General features: G+C 35.7%; 20 protein-coding genes. 16 read left to right on the forward strand and 4 right to left on the reverse strand.

The window, feature by feature from the left end:
• Positions 1 to 33: 33 nt before the first annotated feature.
• From A9G41_RS08735 to A9G41_RS08745, 3 genes are all read left to right on the forward strand, one after another.
• Complete coding sequence (locus tag A9G41_RS08735; RefSeq protein ID WP_065582911.1) at positions 34 to 315, forward strand: hypothetical protein; 282 nt, start codon at positions 34 to 36, stop codon at positions 313 to 315.
• Between the two features lie 352 nt (positions 316 to 667).
• Positions 668 to 1,051 carry a hypothetical protein gene (locus A9G41_RS08740; protein WP_065582910.1) on the forward strand — a complete coding sequence of 128 codons (384 nt, stop codon included), beginning with the start codon at positions 668 to 670 and terminating at the stop codon, positions 1,049 to 1,051.
• Between the two features lie 299 nt (positions 1,052 to 1,350).
• Positions 1,351 to 2,562 (forward strand): MFS transporter, encoded by a 1,212-nt coding sequence (locus A9G41_RS08745; RefSeq protein ID WP_065582909.1) that lies wholly within the window; start codon positions 1,351 to 1,353, stop codon positions 2,560 to 2,562.
• Between the two features lie 64 nt (positions 2,563 to 2,626).
• Here A9G41_RS08745 and ypfJ read toward each other — a convergent pair whose 3' ends face one another.
• Positions 2,627 to 3,481, reverse strand: a complete 855-nt coding sequence (gene ypfJ / locus A9G41_RS08750; protein ID WP_065582908.1) for a KPN_02809 family neutral zinc metallopeptidase — start codon at positions 3,479 to 3,481, stop codon at positions 2,627 to 2,629.
• Positions 3,482 to 3,694: 213 nt separating this feature from the next.
• Here ypfJ and A9G41_RS08755 point away from each other — a divergent pair, with 213 nt between their 5' ends.
• The gene (locus A9G41_RS08755; RefSeq protein WP_065582907.1) at positions 3,695 to 4,576 is read left to right on the forward strand and encodes a DMT family transporter; all 882 of its coding nucleotides are present in this window, start codon (positions 3,695 to 3,697) and stop codon (positions 4,574 to 4,576) included.
• 353 nt (positions 4,577 to 4,929) lie between these two features.
• The gene (gene proP, locus A9G41_RS08760; protein WP_065582906.1) at positions 4,930 to 6,435 is read left to right on the forward strand and encodes a glycine betaine/L-proline transporter ProP; all 1,506 of its coding nucleotides are present in this window, start codon (positions 4,930 to 4,932) and stop codon (positions 6,433 to 6,435) included.
• 386 nt (positions 6,436 to 6,821) lie between these two features.
• On the opposite strand, the gene A9G41_RS08765 is transcribed toward proP, so the two are convergent.
• The gene (locus A9G41_RS08765; RefSeq protein ID WP_075539570.1) at positions 6,822 to 7,688 is read right to left on the reverse strand and encodes a helix-turn-helix domain-containing protein; all 867 of its coding nucleotides are present in this window, start codon (positions 7,686 to 7,688) and stop codon (positions 6,822 to 6,824) included.
• A gap of 277 nt (positions 7,689 to 7,965) precedes the next feature.
• Here A9G41_RS08765 and fsa point away from each other — a divergent pair, with 277 nt between their 5' ends.
• The 3 genes from fsa (at position 7,966) to A9G41_RS08780 (ending at position 10,197) form a co-directional block, all read left to right on the forward strand.
• Complete coding sequence (gene fsa, locus A9G41_RS08770) at positions 7,966 to 8,628, forward strand: fructose-6-phosphate aldolase (RefSeq protein WP_065568097.1); 663 nt, start codon at positions 7,966 to 7,968, stop codon at positions 8,626 to 8,628.
• A gap of 163 nt (positions 8,629 to 8,791) precedes the next feature.
• Positions 8,792 to 9,598 carry a siderophore-interacting protein gene (locus A9G41_RS08775; protein WP_065582903.1) on the forward strand — a complete coding sequence of 269 codons (807 nt, stop codon included), beginning with the start codon at positions 8,792 to 8,794 and terminating at the stop codon, positions 9,596 to 9,598.
• A 17-nt stretch (positions 9,599 to 9,615) separates the two neighbouring features.
• Entirely contained in the window at positions 9,616 to 10,197 is a 582-nt protein-coding gene (locus A9G41_RS08780; RefSeq protein ID WP_065582902.1) for an acyl carrier protein phosphodiesterase, read from the forward strand.
• A gap of 71 nt (positions 10,198 to 10,268) precedes the next feature.
• Here A9G41_RS08780 and A9G41_RS08785 read toward each other — a convergent pair whose 3' ends face one another.
• Entirely contained in the window at positions 10,269 to 12,503 is a 2,235-nt protein-coding gene (locus A9G41_RS08785; protein WP_065580361.1) for a 3-hydroxybutyrate oligomer hydrolase family protein, read from the reverse strand.
• Positions 12,504 to 12,640: 137 nt separating this feature from the next.
• On the reverse strand, positions 12,641 to 13,543 hold the full coding sequence (gene ilvY, locus A9G41_RS08795) for an HTH-type transcriptional activator IlvY (protein WP_065568092.1): 903 nt from the start codon (positions 13,541 to 13,543) through the stop codon (positions 12,641 to 12,643).
• 206 nt (positions 13,544 to 13,749) lie between these two features.
• Between ilvY and prfC the strand changes: the two genes are divergently transcribed.
• The 8 genes from prfC (at position 13,750) to A9G41_RS08835 (ending at position 26,132) form a co-directional block, all read left to right on the forward strand.
• A complete protein-coding gene (gene prfC / locus A9G41_RS08800; protein ID WP_065582901.1) occupies positions 13,750 to 15,342 on the forward strand; it encodes a peptide chain release factor 3 in 1,593 nt (530 codons plus the stop codon).
• A gap of 113 nt (positions 15,343 to 15,455) precedes the next feature.
• The gene (gene ptrA / locus A9G41_RS08805) at positions 15,456 to 18,353 is read left to right on the forward strand and encodes a pitrilysin (protein WP_075539566.1); all 2,898 of its coding nucleotides are present in this window, start codon (positions 15,456 to 15,458) and stop codon (positions 18,351 to 18,353) included.
• Between the two features lie 100 nt (positions 18,354 to 18,453).
• On the forward strand, positions 18,454 to 19,326 hold the full coding sequence (locus tag A9G41_RS08810; RefSeq protein WP_065582899.1) for a helix-turn-helix domain-containing protein: 873 nt from the start codon (positions 18,454 to 18,456) through the stop codon (positions 19,324 to 19,326).
• A gap of 21 nt (positions 19,327 to 19,347) precedes the next feature.
• Positions 19,348 to 20,625 carry a 3-phosphoshikimate 1-carboxyvinyltransferase gene (gene aroA, locus A9G41_RS08815; RefSeq protein WP_176700482.1) on the forward strand — a complete coding sequence of 426 codons (1,278 nt, stop codon included), beginning with the start codon at positions 19,348 to 19,350 and terminating at the stop codon, positions 20,623 to 20,625.
• 4 nt (positions 20,626 to 20,629) lie between these two features.
• Positions 20,630 to 21,310, forward strand: coding sequence for a (d)CMP kinase (cmk, locus tag A9G41_RS08820; protein WP_065568087.1), 681 nt, complete (start codon positions 20,630 to 20,632; stop codon positions 21,308 to 21,310).
• A 111-nt stretch (positions 21,311 to 21,421) separates the two neighbouring features.
• Positions 21,422 to 23,104, forward strand: a complete 1,683-nt coding sequence (rpsA, locus tag A9G41_RS08825) for a 30S ribosomal protein S1 (protein ID WP_065568086.1) — start codon at positions 21,422 to 21,424, stop codon at positions 23,102 to 23,104.
• Between the two features lie 97 nt (positions 23,105 to 23,201).
• The gene (ihfB, locus tag A9G41_RS08830; RefSeq protein WP_065568085.1) at positions 23,202 to 23,492 is read left to right on the forward strand and encodes an integration host factor subunit beta; all 291 of its coding nucleotides are present in this window, start codon (positions 23,202 to 23,204) and stop codon (positions 23,490 to 23,492) included.
• A gap of 333 nt (positions 23,493 to 23,825) precedes the next feature.
• Entirely contained in the window at positions 23,826 to 26,132 is a 2,307-nt protein-coding gene (locus tag A9G41_RS08835; RefSeq protein WP_065582897.1) for a DNA internalization-related competence protein ComEC/Rec2, read from the forward strand.
• The last annotated feature ends 25 nt before the right edge of the window (positions 26,133 to 26,157 follow it).

Consider the following 26,157-nt stretch of genomic DNA (forward strand, 5'->3'; position numbering starts at 1 on the left):
TCCATTATCATCAATTTGCCTGCGAGGTTGATTATGCAACGAACGACTAATCTATCTGATGATGAATTAAAACTGATACAAATGCGATGTGAGAAAGCAACGTCAGGTCCTTGGATCTCTTATCTTGAAGGTCGCGATCATAACAGTGGCAGTAATTTTATTATGACAGGTGATAAAAATAACCGCGGTGAAGATATTGAACTTATTGGTGCAACTATTGCCGATCAAGAATTTATTGCTCATGCTCGACAAGATATACCAAAATTAATTAATGAAATTAGAAGATTAAAGAAGTTAATTGCAAGTTCTACATAATATTACCTAAACACATAAATGAAAGAACAACGCTTGATGAATTTACCATAGTGGGGGCTACTACTTATTACCTATATTCTTTTTCAACGCATTTATAGATTAATATAAATTGATAGAGAATCTTGGCAGATTAAAATGTTTTTAGCGAATAGATTACCGATGGAAATATTTGTAAACCAACAGTAATGCAACAAAATCAATGAACACTATTTTCATGGTAAGATGCAGTATTCAATGTGACTATTTAAGCTTATTTTACGACTATTTTGTGTACTTTATTGCAATGAATAAAAACATTATAACGGCTTAATATATTATAATTGTTAATATCATAAAAAACACAAATAATCCAATGAAAAATTATTACGCATTTGAAAAGTTAAACCCAAAAGAATTTATATTAGGAGCAGAAAAACAGCATATATTTCTTAATATGTTAGATATCGTATGCAAGGGAAATTTAACTTTATTTACGCAATCTTTTTCAAATTTTGTTCATCTATTTCAAAGTGATAGCTTTTACATAGCACATAACCTAATTTACTATAAAGGTAAAAAAGCTATATGCAAAGGGCATGTTGTGAAAGCATTAAAAACTCAACTTATTGATTTTATCGAATATGCAATTAATCATGATGATCTTCGTTCATTTTTAATAACGCCTATTATAGCTAATCCAAATAACAAACAGGTTTTTTATCTTACTGAGGAAGGATTTTATTTATATGAAATATAAATAATTTAAGTTTTTCTAAATGTTCGCATAGCGATAAGTGGTGATCATTACTTCTTTAATTTTTACAATCTGGTGTGACTAATTCTTAATGCCCCGCCATTTTTGCAAACAGAGTTATCATTACCATATAAATATAATAAATCCTATATTAATAAAGGTAGCAAAATCTAAAGGCATATTTATTAGTAAAGTGAGGAAAAATACGTTGCCTTATTTATTTTTAATTTTATTACGTTTATATTAAATTTAAGTATATAATTGGTCAAAATCCCTTTAATCTAATTCTTCAGTGTATTTTTATGACTAATATCTCTTCGTTTCGCCAAAAGCAAAGCGTTATTTTTGTTGCTTTTTTAGTCACTACATTTGTTGTTGGAATTGCTGGTGCTTTACAAGCCCCCACATTAAGTCGGTTTTTAACTTTCGATGTTAATGTTAATTCACGTCTGGTTGGGCTTTTTTTCTCGATTAATGCCTTAGCCAGTATTGTTGGGAGTTTTCTATTGGCTAAATATTCCGACACAAAAGGCGATAGGCGTTATATTGTTATCTTCTGCTGTTTAATGGGCGTAGCTAACAGTATCACTTTTGCGTTTACGCGCCATTATTTGATATTAATTACCTTGGGCGTTTTATTTGCGGCGTTATCGTCGGCTGCTATGCCACAAATTTTTGCATTAGCGCGCGAATATGCTGTTAAAACAGGGCGTAATGTTGTGGCATTTAATTCGCTTATTCGGGCTCAACTTTCACTGGCTTGGGTATTTGGTCCACCAATCTCATTTGGTTTGGCTATTAATTTTGGTTTTACGGCAATGTATTTAGCTGCCATGGGTATGTTTATGGTGGCGATGCTATTTGTTGCTGTATTTTTACCTTCAGTTGAAAAAAATCCTACCTCATCAATAAATAACAACCTAGATCTAAAAGTAGCAAATCAACCACTTTGGCAGAACAGAAATGTGCTATGTTTACTGTTATCTACTGTATTTATGTGGGCTGCGAATATGATGTATATCATCGATATGCCACTTTATGTTGATGAAGTCTTACATTTGCCCGATTCTTTACCTGGCGTATTAATGGGGCTAGCTGCGGGTATTGAAATTCCAGTAATGCTCATCGCTGGATATTTAGTGCCTTATTTAGGTAAACGAAATCTGTTTTTTATTGCGATTACTTGTGGGCTAATTTTTTATACTGGTTTGATTCTTTGCACTGATAAATATGCTTTATTAATACTACAACTTTTTAACGCATTATTTATTGGGATTGTTGCAAATATTGGTATTATTTACTTTCAGGATCTATTGCCAACTCGAATGGGGGTCGCATCGACTTTATTTAATAATGGTGTTATTTTTGGCGTCATTATAGCTGGAATGTTGCAAGGAGTGTTATCTGATATTTATGGGCATAAGATTATTTATTGGGTTGCATTGATTATGGTGGCAATATCGTTGTTATTTTGCATGTTGGTTAAAAAAGACACTGCTAGCCAAGTCAATTAAAGGCGAATGAGTAGCCAAAGTTAATAAGTAATCATTAACGCATAGCCTATTCGCCTTTTATTATCTATTTCGTAAAGGTATTGCATTGGTTTATTGCACCACTATCAAACCCACGTTTAAACCACGTGTAACGTTGTTCAGATGTGCCATGTGTAAAGCTATCGGGTACAATGCGCCCCTCGCTTTGCTGTTGTAAGCGGTCATCGCCAATGGCTTTTGCAGTGTTTAACGCTTGTTCAATATCGCCAACTTCAAGAATATTCTCTTTTTGCATGGCATTCCCCCACATCCCCGCATAGCAATCGGCTTGCAATTCTAACTTAACGGATAATTTATTATCGATATTTGCTTGGCCTTGCTTTAACCGCTCCACTTGGTCAAATGTTCCAAGCAAATTTTGCACATGATGGCCAATTTCGTGAGCGATTACGTAACCCTGTGCAAAATCACCTCCACCGCCCAGCCGTAGCTTTAACTCTCGATAGAACGAAGTATCAAGGTAAACAGTTTTATCAATACTACAATAAAATGGTCCCATAAAAGCTTTACCCATACCGCAAGATGTTTGGGTTGCGCCATTATAAAGCACTAATTTAGGAGGAGTGTAGGTTTTACCTAAATGTTGAAATTCTTGATGCCAATAATCTTCAGTGCTTGCTAAAATGATTGATGTAAATTTGGCAGCATCTTCATCATTAATTGAATATTGGTTTGAGCTTTGTTCAGTGCTATTTGTGTCAATAAGATCTGAATTTAGTATCCCTGTTAAATCAACACCATAATAGCCAGCAACTAATACCACCAGCAATAACGCAACTTTACCTTTACCACCAATAGGGATTCGAGCACCTGAATCACCAATCGATTGTGAGCGACGATCTTCAATATTATCGCTTTCTCTTTGGCCTCTCCAACGCATAGTCATTACCTTTGTCAGTTTTTATCCATTTTAGATGATAACAAGCAAGGATTCTAGATTAAACTGATGTTATCGTTGCAATTTGAAAAACTTAATAATAAATAACCTGCTTTACAATGAGTAAAGCGTTTGTTCTCAAAAAAGTTATTTCTTATTATTTTTAGGTATATAATATTACTATCACAGTTTTGTTTAACATTCAAAGGTATTATCATGCCATATTTATTGCTGACATTAGCGGCTTGTTTTTGGGGCGGTAATTATGTGGTGGGGCGAGTTTTAGTTACCCAAGCCGATCCCATGGTGATATCTGAAGGACGTTGGGTTATTACTGCGCTGTTACTATTGTGCCTTTATCATAGCCAAGTGCGTAGCGACTTATCCAAAATTAAAAAGTCAATCTGGCCAATATGTTTGCTGGCTATTTTTGGTCAAATTATATTTCCATTAGCGCTATATATTGGGCTTCAATATACCTCATCGCTCAATGCGTCAATTTATTTATCAGCCACACCCGGAATGGTTTTAGTAATGAATAAATTACTATTTAATGATGCAATTTCAAAAAATAATATTTTAGGTGTTTTGTTCAGTACTATGGGGGTTATTTATCTTATTCTGCAAGGAAATGTCGCCAATTTAAGTGAGCTCAGCAATATTAATAAAGGTGATTTATGGGCGATGGCATCAGCAATAAGCTGGGCTTGCTATAGCGCATTTTTACGGTTAAAAGATAAATCGATATCAGGTAATGCCTTTGTGACTGTGAGTGCCGTATTAGGCTCGGTTATGTTGTTGCCTATTGCGTTAGTCTATTTTTATTTTCATCCTATTGAGAACCTTGCTCATTATACGGATACGAGTTTTTTGCTTGGCTTATTGTATATTGCTGTTTTTGCATCTTGGCTTTCTTATTTATTTTGGAATAGAGGTATTGTGGCTATTGGCGCAACACGAGGGCAAATATATACTCACATTATTCCTTTGTCAGCAGGTATTTTCAGTATTGTCTTTTTACATACACAAGTTGCATATTTCCATATTGTTTCGATCATATTCATTGTAATTGGGATCTATTTTTGCTCAAAAAGATAAATCGCTAACTCAGCATAAAATAATGTGTGAAATATTTAGTATTGGCTGGCTAATTAGCCGAATATTTACAATATCGTGTTATTTTGCTATAATTAGTGCTCAATTTTCACGAAAAGGAATTGTTTTGTTGCTATTTAGTAGAAATCAAGATAGACAATAAAACATCGGTTTTTGCTTTTTTATTATCCTCATTTTTTATCTTTGCTGTATTTTTGCTTCAATTTTAATTAGCTGATAAGCACATTTCTTAATGTGTAATCTAAAAAGTACGTTCTTTGTGTATTAAAAGGTAACCGTTTACCTTGTTGCATCATTCCTTTTTTTATTCTTTGTATGTAAACAGGCGGTATTCTATGAAAAAGACAAAAAAATCCAAAAACAAACCATTAAATATTAACGATATTACCATAATTGATGATAACAAGTTAAAAAAAGCCATTACTGCAGCAGCGCTCGGTAATGCGATGGAGTGGTTCGATTTTGGTGTGTATGGCTTTTTAGCTTATGTGTTAGGGCAAGTGTTTTTTCCTGATGCATCGCCTAGTGTTCAAATGGTGGCGGCATTAGCCACATTTTCGGTACCGTTTTTGGTTAGACCGTTAGGCGGGGTGGTTTTTGGTATGCTTGGTGATAAATTTGGACGCCAAAAAGTACTATCCATCACTATCATCATTATGTCGTTAAGTACTTTTTGTATTGGCTTAATTCCTTCTTACGCTTCAATTGGCATTGTTGCACCGGTGTTATTACTGTTAGCTAAATTTGCGCAAGGCTTTTCAATTGGTGGAGAATATTCTGGCGCAGCGATATTTGTTGCCGAGTATTCGCCAGATCGCAAACGTGGTTTTATGGGGAGCTGGTTAGATTTTGGTTCTATTGCTGGTTTTTTAGTGGGTGCGGGTTTAGTGGTATTGTTATCAAGTATTCTTGGTAAAGAAGTGTTTCATGAATGGGGATGGCGAATTCCATTTTTATTTGCCCTACCATTAGGGTTGATTGGGCTTTATTTACGTCATGCATTAGATGAAACGCCTGCATTTCAACAACATACTGATTTAATGGATCACAATGATCGCAATCATATTGAAAATCAACCTAAAATGACATTTAAACAGATCATTACAAAATACTGGCGGAGTTTACTTATTTGTGTAGGGCTGGTGATTGTGACCAATGTGACTTATTACATGCTGTTAACCTATATGCCTAGTTATTTATCTCACAATTTAAATTATGATACAGATCATGGCGTGTTAATTATTATTACCATCATGATTGGTATGTTATTTGTGCAACCATTGATTGGTTTTATTAGCGACAAAATCGGTCGAAAGCCATTTATTATTGGCGGTAGCTTGGGGTTATTAATTCTTGCTTATCCTGCATTTGTTATGATCAACAGCGATATTATTGGGCTTATTTTTTTAGGGTTGTTGATTTTGGCTATATTACTTAACTGTTTTACTGGCGTTATGGCCTCTATTTTACCTGCTATCTTTCCAACCAGTATTCGTTACAGTGCGTTGGCTATATCTTTTAATATTTCGGTATTGGTGGCTGGTGCTACACCAACAGTTATCGCTTGGTTAGTTGCAGAAAGTCATAATTTATATATGCCAGCTTATTATCTAATGGCTGTGGCATTAGTTGGTTTACTTACTGGCATAAAAATGAAAGAAACCGCTAATCGACCATTGCGTGGCGGTACGCCTGCTGCATCTGATCGGTCAGAAGCAAAAGAAATTTTATCAGAACATTTTGATTCGATTGAACATAAGGTCGAAGATATTGATGAACAGATTGAAACATTGCAAGAACAGCGTCAGAATTTAGTCGATCAGCATCCTAAGTTAGATTGATTTTTGTTGCGTAATTTTAGTGCATCCGAGTTAGGACATTTTCAATAACTAACTCGGATTTTTTATAATGAGATTATTTAAGCATAACAAACCTAACACTTTACTCAATGATAACGACAAAATAGAGATAACAAAATAAATGGGTAAGCGTAAGATAAGATATAAAATTAAATAAAATCAATGGCTTTTCTGAACGACTTTTATAAGTTTAAAACCTATTTTTTAAGTGTGAAAACGAGTATAAATTTAGTCTAAAAATAGCTATTTGCGGTGTTTTGTGTTGTGCCATTTTTGGCACTATCGCTGAATATCAAAAGTTTGGAAGTTAACAACAAATAGCTTATTCAATACTAATTTATATATATCAAAACCTATTTTATGCCAGCTTACTTCATCATTAGTTTACTATGATACTGCCGCCGATACTCAGTTGGGGTTCGCTCTGTCTTTTTTTTAAAAATCCGACAAAAATAATTACTATCTTTAAACCCCGATGCTAGAGCAATTTCTTTTATATTTAGCTCATAATCCTTTAATAGCAATTTGGCATATTCTAAGCGAATTTGATTAAGATATTCATTTAATCCTATTTTACCTTCGTGTTGAAATAGATGTGATAAGTAATTGGGCGAAATATAGAACATATTGGCTAAAAAATCACGCGTAACATCTTCACGAAAATGCGTATCAATGCATTGGCGAATCGCCTCAAAAAGACTGGTAGTTTTGGATGATGTTTTAATATCGACATTTAGCAGATCAAGGGTGTTGCTAAGTAAACTGTGAATAAGGTGATAAGCCGTTTTATTTTGTTTGCTCGGTTGGTTATACCGAGTTAACTCGGTCAATGCTTGAATAATAAATGAGCCAACCCGAGGACCACGCCTTGGGATATTGACTTGCTCATGGGGAATCAATTGTCTGCCATCCCAATGTAATAGTGTTATAGCAATTTGCTGTTTGCCAAATAAAATAGTTAATAAGGTAGATGGGGCTTGCCAAATGGGTTTGTTCCAACTGTGAGCTGTGACATAAAGTAAATCGTTGGTTGAAAGTACTTTTTCAAGTACGTTGCCGTCGTTATTAGCCCATAGCATTTTTTGTTTACCATCTAAGATGATCTCAATTCTAGGAAAATCGACTTGATAGGCATGTAAAGGGGCACAATTGCTGTTATTAGCGAAATAGATGTGATTGATTGTTAGCGGGTGATTGACTAACTTAGTTAATTTGTTGTTAATGAAATCTGTCATAAGATTAAATTGATGATAAATCAAGTTGTGCGCAATTGTTGAGATTATATACAGATATAAAAAATATGAAATCAACATAAATTATTTTTTATTTAATAGGGTATTTTTTAATTTATGATTGTGTGATCTAAGTCTAAATTTTTCATCTAGCGTATATAAATCCAGTAAATGGCAAAAACGTCTTCTAGGCGGTTGGGTGATTTTTTTTTACTATGTTTAGTATAAAAATGTTGTTCTAAGTTAATAGATGATGATTGATCTGAATTAGGAGTGAACCATGGAACTATATCTAGATACCGCTGATGTTACGGCCATTAAACGTTTAGCTAAAGTGTTGCCAATTAATGGCGTAACCACCAATCCTAGTATTGTGGCAAAAGCAGGTAAGTCTATTTTTTCATTATTGGCTGAATTACAAGACGTGCTGGGTGCTGATAAACTGTTATTTGCGCAAGTATTGTCAAGCAATGCTGAAGAGATGATAAAAGAAGCGCATCAGCTAAGAAAAGCAGTGCCATCGATTGTGACAAAAATTCCCGTTAATGCGCAAGGGTTGATGGCAATCAAAGAACTCACCCTGCAAGGCATTCCAACCTTAGGTACTGCTGTTTATGGCGCAGGGCAGGGGTTTTTAGCAGCATTAGCGGGCGCTAAATATATTGCGCCTTATGTTAATCGTATTGATGCTCAAGGTGGAAGTAGCAAAGATACTGTGCAAGAATTACAAAAATTGTTAGATTTGCATTGCCCACAGTCAATGGTATTAGCCGCCAGTTTTAGAACACCGAGACAAGCGTTAGATTGTATGCTGGCTGGATGCCAATCGATTACTTTGCCCATAGATGTGGCTGAACTGTTTATTTCTGATCCAGCAGTCGATGCGGCAATCACTAAGTTTGATGACGATTGGTGTAGTGCTTTTGGTGCACTAACGTTTTAACTTTGTTTACCTATTTTTGTTTACCTATTTTTTGACTTGAGCTTGTTTTGCTGCTTTGGCGTGGAACAAGCTGATCTGCCTTTTTCAATTGTAAAAATAGCATAACTCTAACATTTTTATTGTATGATGATTCTTAATATTACTCACTATAAGGTGCAATGCTATGGATGAAAAAAATAATAAAATCAAAGTAAATAAAAAAGCTATTGTTAATGCATTACTCACAGTATTAAATGTTGAAAAAATCTCGCCTAGTTTTATTCGTGTCCAATTTAGTTGTAATAAGCAAGTTGATATTAATCCTTTATGGATTTGTCCTTACTTAAAATTGTTATTTCCTGATCCTTTAACTGGTAAAATAGAATTTCCCAAGTTTGATGATAATAATAAAATCGTTGTTGACGATAAATTACGCCGACTTGTTCGTAGTTATAGTGTGCGTGAGTTTGAATGTGCTAATAATGAGTTTTTTGTCGATTTTGCTATTCATCAGACTGGTTTAGCGTCGGTTTGGTCACAAAAAGCTAAGGTTGGGGATCAAATTGGTTTGATTGGTGCCGCCAGTAAATTGCAGTTTACTGATGATTGTTTGGTGTTAATGGGGGATGTTTCAGCCATGCCAGCGATCTGTTATACGATTGGGCATCTACCTAAACAGCATAAAGCTTTTGCCTTCATTGAAGTAAATCATAAAAATGATATTGTTTCATTATCAGACAATAAAGATATTGAAGTTTGTTGGCTAGTACAAAATTCAGATAATCCCCATCAATTAATTAATGCGGTAATCAACGCTAATTTATCAAGGCAAGGTAAACTGCTGTTTTGGGGAGGAATGGAGCGCTCGCTAGCACAAGCTCTTCGCCATGCGGTTAAGGATAAATATACACATTTACCGCCGGATGCTTTTCATATTACTAGCTATTGGCGAGAAGGTTTTGTCGAAGGTGAATTTAAACATCGTGAATAATTAGCGGTTGCTTTTTTATGAATATTCTTGCTCATTTACATTTGGCCACGTTAGCACATAGCTCGTTAATTGGTAATACTGTGGCCGATTTTGTTAAAGGTGATCCGTATTTAATTTATGATACTGATATTGCTGATGGCATTATGTTGCACCGAAAAATTGATAGCTTGACTGATAACTTGCTTGAAGTTAAACAAGCTAAATTACTGTTCCGTCAATCGTATCAGCGCGTTGCCCCCATTACATTGGATATTGTATGGGATCATTTTTTGTCAAAGCATTGGGATAGTTATGGGCTGTTGCCTAGTGTAGCTCAATTTAATCAAGTAACCAAAGCGCATATCCAACCATATATTAGCGCTTATCCAGTTGATTATCAGCACTTTATGAATGCGATGTGGCGTGGGTTGTGGCTCGAAAATTATGCATCTCTCGATTTTGTTGGCGACGTGTTAGCGGGTATGGCACAGCGGCGACCGAAATTATATTTGCTAGAAGAAACGATTATTGATATCAAACAACATTATGGCCAATTAGAGGCGCTGTTTTTTTTGTTATATCCTAAAATTTGTTTAACAGTAAAACAAGGCATTAACTAAGTTGGATTTAGTGCTATCGGTTTAAGTTTTATACACTGTAGCTTAAGCCGATAGCGGTGAGTATTTTTCGATTAATTAGGTAATATTAGTTTACCATCGTTTATTTGGATAACATCCTTACGATTTGGCAATTGGCTAATCGGTTTTAGATTTTTGTTTGTTACTTGTGGGGCATAGCCACTTTTACCACCGCGAGGCTTTGTGCGCACAACTTGGCTTACAGGTAATGTTGCTTTGTTGGTTAAGTTAGCCCATAACCATTCAATGGCGTCTTCACCATAATAATCAATCGGTAATAAGGTATTGTCAAACGGTGGCCTACCATCTAAGTAACTAGCGTTTTCAACTTCAATATATCGCAGTTGTGACTGACTTCCTTCAACTAAACTATTTAATGCCACATAAGGGCGCGATGTGTAGTTTGATAGTTGTTTAACATTATTACGTCCATGTATAATAAAGGTTTTTATGCCATGTAAGTTGCCAGAAGCGCTAACTTGTTTTATACCTTGCTCAACGCGTGGCTCTTGTGATTTTTTATAAACACAAATAGATCCTTTAGTACCATAATCAACTATCCCCTTCGTTTGAGAGCTAGAATAGAACTCTCGCCTTGGTGTATTGAGATCCTCGTTTTCAACAAGATCCAAAATAGTTGCATTCGGTCCATTCCATAGCGGTAAATGCCCGTTGGCCATTCCCCATATTTGCTGAAACGATATTTCCTCTAATGGTGCAACCTTACCTGTATAATTAATTGGATTTTGCTGAGTGCTTGCCACTGAAAAGTTACACATATTTTCGGTGACATCGTATTTACCATATGCGCTAATATATTGGTAAGGCAGTCCGATAGATTCAGTATAGTAAAAATACGGTAGCTGGATATCCATTTCTGGTGTCCAACCATATTTGTGTAGTTTTTCTAGTGCTTCTTTGGGCGTGCCTGTGGTGAGTAATTTTGCTTTTTTAAGGGCGTTACAGCGTTCTTGTGAATAAAGAAAGTAATCGGCATACGGCACGTAAGAATCATTTTTATGTGCTTTTATTGCTGGGATTGCACATGGTATATATAATGCGCCATAAGCACTGTAATTGGCAATGGATCTGGCTTGTAGTTTGTGTGATTTGCTATCGCCTATCTTGATCGAGACAGGGGTATTATCAAGTTTTGGTTGAATTTGTGGATTGACCGCAACAATACCATCAATCATATTTTGGTCATCTAATTCGCCGGCTTTTAATGCTGCTCCACCACCATCGCTTGCGCCATAGACTAAAACAAGGGTGTTATCTTTGTTAAAGATAGCTTGATCATTAGGTGAAAACATACTATTGAGTTCATAAAAGGCAAATTCTATGGATTTTAATACATGCTCACCCCAGCGGGCTTCGGCATTTAGTTTTGAGTGCAACTGTTTTACCGCATAGCGATGCGGGTATTTTTTTATGTATTTTTCTTTATTATCAATTGAAGTATAAAATAAGATATTACCAGTTTGTACTTCTCCCCATACGGTAAAGCCAACTTTGTGTTCCATATCATAAATACCGTTGCCTAATCCTTTGTCATTATAGACCACTGCGCAGTTGTGACGAAGTCCCCATAATCCACGAATTTGGACATCTTTGGCATTTAATATCCCGTCCGAATCACTAGCTGGAACTGCAACAATGCAGGGCTTATGTTTATTAAAATCAATTGGGATTTGTAATAACATACCTACGCCATCATTTCTTTGTACGGCTGTTATTTCGGTGCCTGCAAATTTGCCGTCAAATAAAGGTGTTAATTCTTGCTTCCTAAAACCAAATAGTGATCCTTCCCCAATTTTAGTATCAATATAGCGATTTAGCTTGGCTTGACGGCGTTCTTGAAAGTGTGGTTTGGTCGGAATTTCAACGTCAGGCGTGATACTACTGGTTGATAATGGCGTAAAACCGAGCCCAGCAGTAACAAGATCGTTGCTATCGCCATCATAATACGCCAAGGTACTGCGAACTAGCCATTTAGGTTTTACTATTGTATTGTCAATTTTTTTTGTGTTATGGCTCTGAGCATCTATATTCTCATTTACTACTTTCTCATTTACTGCTGATTCCATGCTCGCAACGGTATTGCTTGAATCAGGAGTTGTTTTATTGTCAGTATTGGTGATTTTGCTAGTATTTTCTTGAACTGTGTTTGTTTTTGCGGTTTCGCCCAATGAAGTTGATTTTGTTGGTTTTCCTTGTGCAATTAATGGCATGGCGACAAGGGCAAAAAATACCAATTTGGCTAATGTTTTTATTTTTTTCTGTTTCATTTTTAATTCCGTTGCAATCACGTTTTAGCAGATATAATTATTATGGTTTATTGCAAAAATTAGATGGTTATTTATTGATTAATATACCTATTATGATAGTTTTAGTCTTTTACTATGTAATTATACACGAATTTTTGTTATTCGTTATTGAGTAAATTTAAATTACAAATTTTCCAAAAAGCGGCAATGATTTTTTCAGATAAGCGTCTTTTTTGCACACAAATCCCTACATCAAATGGCTCCATTAAATTGGTGGACCATTCTGTAATTCGTTCTCGGACTCTTTCTGGACTGTTGTCCATCACGACTTTTGGCAATAAGGCGACACCACAACCCAAAGCAACCATCGACACAATCGCTTCATGCCCTGCGACAGTAGCATAAATTTTTGGGTTGGTTATTTTCTTTTGTTTAAACCATAAATCAATGCGGTGACGGCTTGGGCCATGTTCTGGCAATATAAAAGGGATATTGTGCCAATCAGGTTTTTTTTGATGCAATTTATCGCTAAATGAGCTATTTAGTTTGGGAATCAACAAAACCATGTCAATTTCACCAAATTTTAAAAACTCAATGCCCGTAGGTAGCTGTTTAGGTTTTCCTGCAATGGCTAAATCGGCAGCATTGGATTGTATTTTTCCAACCGCATCGGCGGCATCGCCCGTTGATAGTTTGATTTCAACTAATGGATAGTGGATCCTAAAACGATCAAGTATTTCAGGCAAATGGCTGTAGGCTGCAGTAACAGAGCAAAATAGAGTTAACTCCCCAACTAATTGTTGTTCTGATTGATCTAAATCCTGCCGTACTTGTTGGTGCAAATTGATCACTTGCTGGGCAAAACGCTTTACTTTTTCCCCTTCATGAGTCATTTGTACTTGCCGATTATCACGAATAAACAGTGCATGGCCAAAGTGTTCTTCTAAACGTTGAATTTGTCTCGATAACGTTGATGGGCTGACATGCATGGCATTAGCTGTCATGCCAAAATGACAAGTTTCACACAAATGTAAATACAATTTTAGATCTCGAATATTCATAACTAGTTCCGTTTTTATACTGAAAAGTTAGGTTTAGCCTGAAACTTTTTGGCAAAAAGACAAACAGCATTTAGCAATATTAAAGTCAAATATTATGCATAGATAAGCCAATAAGGCAAATAACAGCAATAATAACATCAATGGCAAAATAGATAGATACCTGCTAAAATAAGTGATTATTTTGTGTGGATTAAAAAGTTAATTTTATGACAGAACAAGCGTATTTAGATGAAGTCAAAGCTCGTCGCACTTTTGCGATTATTTCTCATCCTGATGCAGGTAAAACAACGATTACCGAAAAGGTGCTATTATTTGGTCATGCTATACAAACTGCGGGTACCGTAAAAGGTCGTGGTGCCAATGCTCAACATGCTAAATCTGACTGGATGGAGATGGAAAAGCAACGTGGTATTTCAATAACAACCTCGGTCATGCAATTCCCATATAATGACTGTTTAGTCAATTTACTTGATACTCCTGGACATGAGGATTTCTCAGAAGATACTTATCGCACGTTAACTGCGGTTGATAGTTGTTTGATGGTGATTGATGCGGCAAAAGGGGTTGAGGATCGCACACGTAAATTAATGGAAGTGACAAGGCTACGCAATACACCAATTTTAACGTTTATGAATAAATTAGATCGTGATATTCGCGATCCTATGGAACTGCTTGACGAAGTTGAAAACGAGCTAAATATTATGTGCGCACCCATTACTTGGCCTATCGGTTGTGGCAAATTATTTAAAGGAGTTTATCATTTAGCGAAAGACGAGACTTACCTTTATCAATCAGGTCAAGGCCATACTATCCAAGAGATTCGAATTATTAAAGGGTTAACTAACCCTGATTTGGATTTAGCTGTTGGCGATGATTTAGCGCAACAACTACGTGAAGAACTTGAATTAGTACAAGGCGCGTCAAATGAATTTGATCTAGAGGCCTTTTTATCAGGTGATTTAACGCCCGTTTTTTTTGGTACGGCATTAGGCAATTTTGGTGTTGATCATATGCTTGATGGTCTAACAGCATGGGCACCAACGCCACAACCACGGCAAAGTGATAAGCGAGAAGTCAAATCTTCGGAAGAAAAATTCAGCGGTTTTGTGTTTAAAATTCAAGCCAATATGGATCCTAAGCATCGTGACCGAGTTGCATTTATGCGTATTGTATCAGGTAAATATGAAAAAGGCATGAAGTTACGCCATGTTCGTATTGCTAAAGATGTTAATATTTCTGACGCCTTAACGTTTATGGCTGGTGATCGTGAACATGTTGAAGAAGCCTATGCTGGCGATATTATTGGACTACACAATCATGGTACTATTCAAATCGGTGATACTTTTACCCAAGGGGAAGATTTAAAATTCACAGGTATCCCTAACTTTGCACCAGAATTGTTTCGCCGAATCCGCTTAAAAGATCCGCTTAAACAAAAACAGTTATTAAAAGGACTAGTGCAATTGTCTGAAGAAGGCGCTGTACAAGTATTTCGCCCACTAGCTAATAATGACTTAATTGTGGGCGCTGTTGGGATTCTTCAGTTTGATGTGGTTGTTGCACGTTTAAAATCAGAATATAACGTTGAGGCAATTTACGAATCAGTTAATGTCACAACCGCCCGCTGGGTAGAGTGTAGTGATGTAAAAAAACTAGAAGAGTTTAAACGTAAATGCGAACAGAACCTTGCTTTAGATGGCGGAGATAACCTTTCTTATATTGCGCCAAGCATGGTTAATTTGAATTTGACTCAAGAACGGTATCCTGATGTTAAATTTAGGAAAACTCGTGAGCATTAATTTAGTCATCTACCAAATCACAGAGTTTATCAAGATGCTGTAGTATTATTGATAAATTTGTTGTTTTTATTTTTTGTTATTGCTATTAAAACTGAGTTGAGCGAGCAGAAATTATGATTTATAAGAATAGAAGAAAATTAGTTAATTTTATTATTAGTGGATTTATTGGGGCTTTACTTACCACTTCATATTCATCTTTTGCCATCGAAAACAAGCTTGCCAAACCAGTTTTGTTAGAAAAGGTACAACAAAGTGAGCGCGACAAGCGCCAATATGAAGTTATTGAACTGGCGAATAAAATGCGCGTTTTATTGGTTTCAGATCCTAAAGCGGTTAAATCGTTGGCGTCATTAGCGTTACCGGTTGGTTCGTTGCAAGATCCCAAAGATCAGCAAGGTTTAGCGCATTATACTGAACATATGGTATTAATGGGATCGAAAAAATACCCCGAACCAGCGAGTTTTTCGCAGTTTTTAAGCCGTCATGCTGGTAGTTATAATGCTAGCACTGCTGCGCATCGTACTGCGTTTTATTTTGAGGTCGAAAATAGCGCATTTGAAACAGCATTAGACCATTTGGCTAATGCTATTGCCCAGCCAAATTTAGATCCTAAATTTGCCGATAAAGAACGTAATGCGGTAAATGCGGAACTGACCATGGCGAGATCAAATGATGGTTTTCGTATTGGACAGATTGATTCAGAAACTATTAATCAAAACCACCCAGCTTCTCAATTTTCGGGCGGTAATTTACAGACATTGAGTGACAAAGAAAGCAGTAAACTACAAGATGCTTTAGTTAATTTCCATCAAGGCTATTATTCTGCCAACATTATGGTAGGGGTAATTTATAGTAATCAGTCTATTAATAAATTGGCCAAGTTAGCAGAAAGCACTTTTGGTCAAATTGTTAATAAAAATATTGATGCACCTAAAATTGATAAGCAAGCACTAACCGCTGAGACATTAGGTAAACAAATTACGATGGTACCAGCGCAACCCAAAAAATTGTTATTATTGCAATTCCCCATTGAAAATAATGTGGCTAAGTTTGCTGACAAGAGTGATGAATATATTGGCTATTTAATTGGCAACCGTAGCAATAATACATTAGTTGATCAGCTTCAAAAGCAAGGTTTGATTGAGAGCATTCAAGCCTCAAGTAATCCAATTAAATATGGCAATAGTGGGTTATTTAGTATTTACGTTAATTTAACAGAAGATGGCCTTGCCCAAAAAGATAAGGTTATTGCAGCTATTTTTAATTATTTACAATTAATTCAACACGAAGGGCTTTTTGATGCTTATTATAAAGAAATGCAAAAAGTGCTAGCGTTAGAGTTTAAATATCAAAATATTGAACGTGATATGTCTTATGTGGAATGGCTTTCTGATCAAATGCTGTTATACCCTATTAAAAATGTGTTGAATTCTGATTATGTTGCTACGCATTTTGACAAAACAACGGTAGTTAATCGTTTAAAAAGTTTCACCGTTAATAATGCAAGGGTTTGGGTTATTTCTCCTAATCAATTGACGAATAAGACCGCTTATTTTGTTGATGCCCCGTATAAAATTGATAATATTACTAATGAAGAAAAAGTAAATTGGCTAAATTTAAGTAAAAGTTTTTCGTTTAGCTTGCCTGAACTCAACCCTTATATTCCAGATGATTTTACAATTTTGAGCCAAAACAGCAATCAATCACAACCAGTGGAATTCAGTAAGCGTGGAAACCATTTCCATTTCGTTAGTCAGTATTTTCGTCAAGAACCGAAAGCTGAAATTGTAGTTTCGTTACGAAATAATGAAGCTTTTATTGATGCGAAATCCAAAGTGGCGTTTGATTTACTCGATTACATTGTTAGCCGTCAATTAGCGCAATTACAATTTCAAGCAAGTATTGCTGGTATAGCCTTATCTACGGGTAGCGATGATGGTTTGATGATTACGGCTAGTGGCTTTAATCAACATTTACCTGAAATGATATTAGCGATACTTAATAGTTATCGCCAAGTAATGGTTGATGAACAAAGCTTAGCTTTAGCCAAGTCATGGTATTTGCAAAAACTTGATGCAGCGGAACATACAAATAGTTACCAATTAGCTGTTAATCCTGTGAGTGCATTATCTTCTGTTCCTCATTATTATGAGCGAAGTGTCAGGCGTCAAATCACAGAAGATATGAGTATTAATGATATTTTAACTTATCGTGATAATCTAATGACTAATTCTGTACCTTATATGCTAAGCTTGGGAAATTTATCTAATGAGAATTCATTAGATCTTTATCATGCTATTCAAAAAATGCTTGCACGCAAAGCTGAATTTACCCCAATGAAAAGCATCAAAATTAAATCACCTTTATTGGCACAAATTACTCAGCAGGCCAAAAGTACTGATAACGCCTTGATGATGAGCTATATCCCAACGAATTATGATCGTATTACAAGTAGTATGTTAAGTTATACACTTTATAAAATAATCTCGCCATGGTTCTTCGATCAGTTGCGAACTAATGAGCAACTTGGTTATGCTGTATTTACAACGCCAATTACGGTTGGGGATTCTGCGGGGATGAGTTTTATTATCCAAAGTAATCAGTATGATCCAGCTTATTTGCTTAAGCGTTATCAAGAATTTTACCCAATTATGTTAAGTAAATTAGAAGCTTTATCAGAAAATGATATTGAGCAATACAAAAAGGCGATACTTGAGGAGCTGACAATGCCACCTCAAACATTGGATGAAGAATTAAGCCGTTATATGCCAGATTATCGTTTATCACGTTTTGCCTTTGATTCACGCAGTAAAAAAATAGCGAAGGTAAAAAGTATCAATAAACAAGATTTGATCGATTTTTATCGTTATTCAATAATCAATCCAAAAGGCTTAGTGCTTGCTTCGCAAGTGCTTGGTAAGCGTTCAGATGATATTAAACAGCCTAATGCAATTTCAGAATTTACTGAAATTGAAAATGCATCAGCACTACAAGATATTTTATTAAAATAATATACTGAAATGTATATATTACCTGAAATATTTTTATAGAAAATTGGCAATGTAACTACCTTATGATACACTGCCAAAATTCGAATAATTTGAGTTAATTATGGTGAATGGAACAGTCGATTATTTGGCTATAGGACAGCGGTTACGTGCTTATCGCATCGCTGCTTCGCTTAAAGCTGAAGATGTAGCTCAAAGCCTGAAAATATCAAGAGCAGCGGTTTATCGTTTAGAAAAAGGCGAAATCGTTAAAATTGAGACATTAGCTCGTTTAGCCCTATTGTTGGATACTTCTTTAGCTAGTTTACTTGGTATAGATACTGAATATTACTCTAGTGGTGAAGGCTTTTTTGAGCGAATGCGTCAGCTAGAAGAGCAATCAACCCACATCTATTCCCATTTTGATCCATTTTCTTTTTTATTAACTTCTCCAAACTATCTATCTCATTTAGCCATGATGCTTGAAGAATCAAGTGAATCGGCTGAGCTGAAAAAATACGCAGTCATTTTGTCAATTTTAAAATATCGTAAAACACAGTTTTACCAATCAGTTCCTAAAGTAATTAATTTGATTAGTTTGCGGAATATAGAGCGGTTTTTGCACCTTGGCTTAGTCGGCGATTTAACCATTTCGCCGGGTAAAAAATCTGAAAGAATGTTGTTGGCACGCAAAGAGATTTACCATTTAATTGAACTATTAGAACAACAATCTTATGTGCCAACTATTGCAATTACGCAACAAGCAATTCCATCGATTGCTTTCCAAATTTTTTATCAAAGCGAGACTCCAATTTCGCTAGCAATTAGCCCATTTCGATTAGGTGAGTTACCAAATGTAACAACGGGCATTGCATCGATTACCTCATCGCCTGACGCAATTAAACGTTATCGTTCATTATTTGATAAACTATGGCAAAATAGCGCTAAAGAGCAACAAGCCATTGATTTGCTAAAAGCAACGTTAGATAAATTTTAAAGAATATTAAAGAGAGTCATTATGTTATCCTTAACATTACAACCCATAAAAAGATTTAATGGCACCATTAACTTGCCAGGATCAAAAAGTGTTTCTAATCGAGCACTATTACTATCCGCTTTGAGCCAAGGCGATACTCGCTTAACAAATTTACTCGATAGTGACGATGTTCGTTACATGCTTGATGCATTGACGGCTCTCGGTGTGAAATATCAATTATCCCATGATCGTACTATTTGTGATATTAAAGGTGCAGGTGGCAAACTATGCTCTTCACATGCATTAGAACTATTTTTAGGTAATGCAGGCACAGCAATGCGTCCTTTAGCAGCTGCGCTATGCCTTGGCCACAATAACATTGTATTAACTGGCGAGCCACGTATGAAAGAGCGCCCAATTGGCCATTTAGTGGATGCATTGCGTCAAGGAGGGGCTAAAATTGATTATCTTGAAAATGATGGTTATCCTCCGTTACATATTCATGGTGGTTTCATCGGAGGGAAAATTCAAGTTGATGGTTCTGTATCAAGCCAATTTCTAACAGCACTATTAATGGCTGCACCATTAGCTGAACAAGATACCGAGATAACTATTATTGGTGATTTGGTATCTAAACCTTATATCGATATTACTTTAAAAATGATGACGATATTTGGTGTTACAGTTGTTAATCAAAACTACCAAACTTTCATGATTAAAGCGAATCAAAGTTACCAATCCCCGAAAAATTACTTGGTTGAAGGCGACGCTTCTTCTGCATCTTATTTTCTAGCCGCAGCCGCCATTAAAGGTGGTACTGTAAGAGTAACAGGGATAGGTAAAGAAAGTTTACAAGGAGATACACAATTCGCTCATGTTTTAGAAAAAATGGGTGCTAAAGTGACTTGGGCTGATGATTATATAGAATGTTCGCATGGTCAATTAAATGGTATTGATATGGATATGAATCATATTCCTGATGCGGCAATGACGATTGCAACCACCGCTTTATTCGCTAAAGGGAAAACCACTATTCGTAATATTTATAATTGGCGAGTTAAAGAAACTGATCGTTTATACGCTATGGCAACAGAATTACGTAAGGTCGGAGCAATGGTTGAAGAGGGTCGAGATTATATTACTATTGAGCCACCGGCAAAATTAGCCCACGCTGAAATTGAAACTTATAATGATCACCGTATTGCCATGTGTTTTTCACTTGTTTCGCTATCCGATACACCTGTGACAATTTTGGATCCTAAATGCACCATGAAAACATTTCCAGATTACTTTGAACAATTTAAAAGATTAAGTGAATAATAGTATGAATAACACTATCCCAGTTATAGCCGTTGATGGACCCAGTGGAGTAGGAAAGGGTACACTTTGCCAAGCGTTAGCGAATCATTTTAATTGGCACCTTTTGGACTCGGGGGCAATTTATCGTGTACTGGCATTATCGGCGTTGGAAAAAAATATTGCACTAGATGATGAGAATCAGTTAGCTAACTTAGCATTAAATTTACCTTTATCTTTTGACACAAGTGATATTGAAGTTAAAGTGCGATTAAATGGGATTGATGTGTCTAAAAATATTCGCACAGAGCAAACAGGCGGGGCAGCATCAAAAGTGGCTTCGCTTAATCAAGTTAGAGTTGCGTTATTACAACGCCAGCGTGATTTTAGACAGGCTCCAGGATTGATTGCTGATGGTCGAGATATGGGTACGGTTGTTTTTGCTGATGCGCCAGTCAAAATCTTCCTTGATGCAAGCGCCCAGTCTCGTGCAGAAAGAAGGATGAAACAGTTGCAAGATAAGCAGAATCATGCTAAATTTGCCAACATTTTGCAGGAAATAACTGCGCGTGATGAACGCGATCGTAATCGAGCCATTGCACCGTTAAAGCCTGCTGTTGATGCGCTAATAATTGATACCACATCGCTGTCTATTCAAGATGTTTTTAATCAATCTATTACGTATATAAACGAAAAACTTGCGTTGTAAGCTAGCTTACGGCGTGAACTAAGCTCCATTATATGGATGAGTGGAGTATCGTAAACAACCCCACAAGACATGATGTAATGTGGACGTTAATATTAATTTAAGTATATAAATATGACTGAATCTTTTGCTCAACTCTTTGAAGAGTCTTTAAATCAGCTAGACACTCGTTCTGGTAATATGATCCGTGGTACTGTCGTTGCAATCGACAAAGATGTTGTTTTAGTTGATGCTGGATTAAAATCTGAATCAGCAATCCCAGTAGAGCAGTTTAAAAATGCCCAAGGCGAATTAGAAGTTCAAGTTGGCGACGTTGTTGACGTTGTACTTGACTCAATTGAAGATGGCTTTGGTGAAACCATCTTATCTCGTGAAAAAGCTAAACGCCATGAAGCGTGGTTAGTATTAGAAAAAGCAGTTGAAGATGCTGCAACAGTTTTAGGTGTTATCAATGGTAAAGTTAAAGGTGGCTTTACGGTTGATCTTAATGGCGTACGTGCGTTCCTTCCTGGTTCACTTGTTGATGTTCGTCCATTACGCGATACTTCTCATATCGAAAACAGAGAAATTGAATTAAAAGTTATTAAGTTAGATCAAAAACGCAACAACGTTGTTGTATCACGTCGTGCGGTTATTGAATCTGAAAATAGCGCAGAAAGAGAACAACTTCTTGAAAATCTACAAGAAGGTTCAGAAGTTAAAGGTATTATCAAAAATCTTACTGATTACGGTGCATTTGTTGATCTTGGTGGAGTTGACGGTTTACTTCATATCACTGATATGGCTTGGAAACGTGTTAAACACCCAAGTGAAGTGGTTGAAGTAGGACAAGAATTACTTGTTAAAGTACTTAAATTTGATAAAGACCGCTCACGTGTTTCTCTTGGCTTAAAACAATTAGGCGAAGATCCATGGGTTTCAATCGCTAAACGTTACCCAGAAGGTACTAAAGTAACAGGTAAAGTAACCAACTTAACTGATTATGGTTGCTTTGTTGAAATTGAAACTGGCGTTGAAGGTTTAGTACACGTTTCTGAAATGGATTGGACAAACAAAAACATTCATCCTTCTAAAGTTGTTAGCCTTGGTGATGAAGTTGAAGTTGTGGTACTTGAAATTGATGAAGAACGTCGTCGTATTTCTCTTGGCCTTAAACAATGTAAACCAAACCCATGGTTACAATTTGCTGATTCGCATAGCAAAGGCGATAAAGTTAGTGGTAAGATCAAATCAATCACTGATTTTGGTATCTTCATCGGCTTAGAAGGTGGTATTGATGGTTTAGTTCATCTTTCTGATATTTCTTGGAATATGCCAGGCGAAGAAGCCGTTAAAGCTTATAAGAAAGGCGATGATATCGAAGCTGTTGTACTACAAGTTGATGCAGAACGTGAGCGTATCTCTTTAGGTATTAAGCAACTAGAAGACGATCCATTTAGCAGTTTTGCTTCTAACTTCAAAAAAGGTGCAATTGTTAAAGGAAATGTGACTGCAGTTGATGCTAAAGGCGCAACCGTTGAAATTGCAGATGGTATTGAAGGTTATTTAAAAGCACAAGATATTGCTCGTGAGCGTATTGAAGATGCAACAACTGCATTAAAAGTTGGTGATGAAGTTGAAGCTAAAATTATCAATATCGATCGTAAAACTCGTGCAATTTCGTTATCAGTGCGTGCAAAAGATGAAGCTGACGAAAAAGAAGCACTTGCGGCTGTAAATAATTCTTCAACTCAAGAAGATGCATCATTTACTAATGCAATGGCTGAAGCATTCAAAGCTGCGTCAAAAACTGAGTAAAAAATGTTTATGTAAAGAGTAAAGAGGGCTTGCCCTCTTTTTCTTTTGTGGTATAGAATGGATAAATTCCATGCCACATAAAAAATTAGGAGTGATCATGAACAGATCAGATTTAGTAGAACGAATTGTAAACTGGCGGACTCACCTTCCTGTGCAACTAGTTGATGATTCGGTTAGAGATATCATCGAGCAGATCGCTTTAGCCATGGAAGGTAACGATCGTGTAGAAATTCGAGGCTTTGGTAGTTTTAGTTTAAATTATCGAGCTCCACGCAAAGCTAGAAATCCAAGAACTGGTGGTAATGTTGAAGTCAAACATAAGTACATTCCTCATTTCAAACCAGGTAAAGAGTTACGTGAAAGAGTAAACAACGCTGCAAAAGCATAATATCTGGTTTCTATTTTTAACTAAAAGCCTTTGAGTAAAATCAATGGCTTTTTTATTTTAAATAATGCCATTACTGTTATTTAATAACACTCATCAGTTTAGTAAACTCATTTACTCCTATTGATTAGCTAAGATCTTCTCATATTTTGCTCTTCATCATTATGAATTTTTTATAATTTTTAAAATTTGAAAGACCATTAACAATTTTAGTAAATTGTATCTGGTTTAATGATCAAATTGGAAGACTTCTCAAAAATTTCAAAACCATTTATTTTTTTTATGATAGTAAGTGATAGGCTAGTTGTTAGTTTAGACTAACAATAGTAGGCACTAATGAGACAATGTTGTTCCCTTGATTTAATGGCTATTATGTTTTCATTAGGTTGCCTACCATTACTATTTTTACCACATTTATTCTCTGATTTTCAGTGGTATTTTATTGCTATTATCTTAGTTATTTTGTTGTTAGTGACCCCAGATAAATTTCGTTGGCTTTTATCTATTTTTATTATATTTTGTTTAGGTTTTTTATGGTCTATTGCTTATTCTAAACAATACTTAACCAATATCACGCCTTATATTGACAAAATATTAGTTGTTAAAGCCAAAGCAGTAAGTATCAATACACGCCAAATAACAACAAATGAGCCTTATCATTTGTCGTTTTCTATTTTTTCTGTTTCAGACCATATGCTTCCTAATAATATTCCAATCACGGTTTATTGGGATAAGTTAGCACTTCCTAAATCTGGCCAAATTTGGCAATTAACATTAAAAGTTAAAGTAGCACATGGTTATTTAAATGAGGGAGGATTTGATAGCCAACGTTTTTCTATTGTCAATCGAAGTTTATTATCAGCTAAATTAGTTGATGCAGAATTATTGGTAGATGAATCTAATGTAAAGCAAGCAATTACTGATTCGGCATTACCCTATATCAATTTGTTTCGTTATAAAGGCATTTTACTTGCTCTTGCTTTTGGCGATCGTTCCCAATTAGATAATTCACATCGTACAGTGATGATGCAAACTGGTATTGCCCATTTAATGGCAATATCGGGTATGCATATCTTAATAGTTTTTGGGATGAGTTGTTTTTTTATCAAAGTTTGCTTGTTTTTTATTCCAAAGCGTTTTATGCATTTTTTCGTTCCGATTATAGCAGGCTGGTTATGTGCATTTTTTTATGCATGGTTAACAGGCTTAAATCCGCCAGCTTTGCGCGCCATATTTGCTTTATCTATCTGGATTTATTTGCGTTATAAAAAAAAACAAATAAGTGCATGGCAAAAAGTCAATCGAATTATTGCGTTATTATTGTTATTTGATCCGTTAATGATTTTATCTGAAAGTTTTTGGTTATCTTGCTATGCGGTAATAAGCTTGATTTTTTGGTTTGACTGGTTACCACTCCCTAAAATAATGAAGTATAAAAAACGTTGGTATGTAATAAGGCTATTGCATTTGCAGTTTGGGTTAACCTTATTATTGCTACCTATTCAATTTTTTGTTTTTCAAGGAGTGAGTGCCGTCTCGATCTTAACTAATTTAATTGCGATTCCCATTATTTCACTATTTACATTTCCAATTATTTTAATTGCGTTAATATGTAGTGCAGTTGACTGTTTTTATATTGCATTATGGTTTTGGTTTATTGCTGATAAGTCTTTGGAATGGTTGTTTTTAAGTTTAGATTGGCTTAATTGGTTATGGATTAAAATTCCTTCCGACTTTTATTTATTAAGTTTTTTCAGCTGGATAATTATAGTTATAATACGCACCAGTGTTTGGCGCCGATTTAGCATGACTTTGCTGGTAATTTTGCTGATGTTACTGTTGCCATTTTTTAAAGATCAGAACTATCGTTGGCGGCTAGATATGTTAGATGTTGGGCATGGATTGGCTATGGTTATTCATAATGGCAAATCAGCAATTTTATACGATACAGGTGCAAAATGGGATAAAGGTTCGGCTATGGAAAGGGTCATTATTCCTTTTCTACAGTGGCATAATTTGAACGTGGAAGGCATTATCATCAGTCATCAACATAATGATCATGCAGGCGGTTTGACTATGCTTCAACGCGTTTATCCAAAGGCATGGTTGATGAGCTCATCTTCTGATTACAATAATACTTATCCATGCTTAGCGGGTAATCGTATTATTTGGCATGATTTGACGTTTAATGTGCTGTGGCCGAAAAAATTGGTTGGTTATGCACAAAATGACGATTCCTGTGTGGTACAAGTTACTGATGGGCGATTTTCTGTATTATTAACTGGAGATTTAGAACGAAATCAGGAGTATCAATTAGTCACAACATATCGAAACCAGTTGGCATCTACCATCTTGCAAATTCCACATCATGGTAGTAGCACTTCATCAAGCTATGCATTTTTAAATCATGTTAAACCCGTAGTCTCGTTGGTATCAACGTCCCGTTATAATCCTTGGAAACTGCCATCTCATAAAGTAATGAAAAAATATCAAGATCTAAAGCTAAATCATTATATTACCGCAAGGACTGGGCAAATAAGCCTGTTTTTTGATAAACAAAAATGGAGCTTAAAAACCATGCGAAAAGAAATTACTCCTCGTTGGTATCATGATTGGTTTGGTAGTTTACCAATTTATGAGTAAAATAGGTTATCTTTCGCTATAGATA

The organism is Gilliamella sp. Nev5-1, assembly GCF_001690895.1.
In the GTDB taxonomy this organism is placed as follows: Bacteria; Pseudomonadota; Gammaproteobacteria; order Enterobacterales; family Orbaceae; genus Gilliamella; species Gilliamella apicola_C.

What these genes read in the sequence shown, in the direction of transcription:
- ilvY (WP_065568092.1), bottom strand. Translation starts at nt 13,543, where the DNA reads ATGAATATTCGAGATCTAAAATTGTATTTACATTTGTGTGAAACTTGT.
- A9G41_RS08810 (WP_065582899.1), top strand. Translation starts at nt 18,454, where the DNA reads ATGGTGAATGGAACAGTCGATTATTTGGCTATAGGACAGCGGTTACGT.
- fsa (WP_065568097.1), top strand. Translation starts at nt 7,966, where the DNA reads ATGGAACTATATCTAGATACCGCTGATGTTACGGCCATTAAACGTTTA.
- ptrA (WP_075539566.1), top strand. Translation starts at nt 15,456, where the DNA reads ATGATTTATAAGAATAGAAGAAAATTAGTTAATTTTATTATTAGTGGA.
- A9G41_RS08735 (WP_065582911.1), top strand. Translation starts at nt 34, where the DNA reads ATGCAACGAACGACTAATCTATCTGATGATGAATTAAAACTGATACAA.
- A9G41_RS08775 (WP_065582903.1), top strand. Translation starts at nt 8,792, where the DNA reads ATGGATGAAAAAAATAATAAAATCAAAGTAAATAAAAAAGCTATTGTT.
- A9G41_RS08780 (WP_065582902.1), top strand. Translation starts at nt 9,616, where the DNA reads ATGAATATTCTTGCTCATTTACATTTGGCCACGTTAGCACATAGCTCG.
- cmk (WP_065568087.1), top strand. Translation starts at nt 20,630, where the DNA reads ATGAATAACACTATCCCAGTTATAGCCGTTGATGGACCCAGTGGAGTA.
- ypfJ (WP_065582908.1), bottom strand. Translation starts at nt 3,481, where the DNA reads ATGCGTTGGAGAGGCCAAAGAGAAAGCGATAATATTGAAGATCGTCGC.
- aroA (WP_176700482.1), top strand. Translation starts at nt 19,348, where the DNA reads ATGTTATCCTTAACATTACAACCCATAAAAAGATTTAATGGCACCATT.
- A9G41_RS08745 (WP_065582909.1), top strand. Translation starts at nt 1,351, where the DNA reads ATGACTAATATCTCTTCGTTTCGCCAAAAGCAAAGCGTTATTTTTGTT.
- A9G41_RS08755 (WP_065582907.1), top strand. Translation starts at nt 3,695, where the DNA reads ATGCCATATTTATTGCTGACATTAGCGGCTTGTTTTTGGGGCGGTAAT.
- A9G41_RS08740 (WP_065582910.1), top strand. Translation starts at nt 668, where the DNA reads ATGAAAAATTATTACGCATTTGAAAAGTTAAACCCAAAAGAATTTATA.
- rpsA (WP_065568086.1), top strand. Translation starts at nt 21,422, where the DNA reads ATGACTGAATCTTTTGCTCAACTCTTTGAAGAGTCTTTAAATCAGCTA.
- proP (WP_065582906.1), top strand. Translation starts at nt 4,930, where the DNA reads ATGAAAAAGACAAAAAAATCCAAAAACAAACCATTAAATATTAACGAT.
- ihfB (WP_065568085.1), top strand. Translation starts at nt 23,202, where the DNA reads ATGAACAGATCAGATTTAGTAGAACGAATTGTAAACTGGCGGACTCAC.
- A9G41_RS08785 (WP_065580361.1), bottom strand. Translation starts at nt 12,503, where the DNA reads ATGAAACAGAAAAAAATAAAAACATTAGCCAAATTGGTATTTTTTGCC.
- A9G41_RS08765 (WP_075539570.1), bottom strand. Translation starts at nt 7,688, where the DNA reads ATGACAGATTTCATTAACAACAAATTAACTAAGTTAGTCAATCACCCG.
- prfC (WP_065582901.1), top strand. Translation starts at nt 13,750, where the DNA reads ATGACAGAACAAGCGTATTTAGATGAAGTCAAAGCTCGTCGCACTTTT.
- A9G41_RS08835 (WP_065582897.1), top strand. Translation starts at nt 23,826, where the DNA reads ATGAGACAATGTTGTTCCCTTGATTTAATGGCTATTATGTTTTCATTA.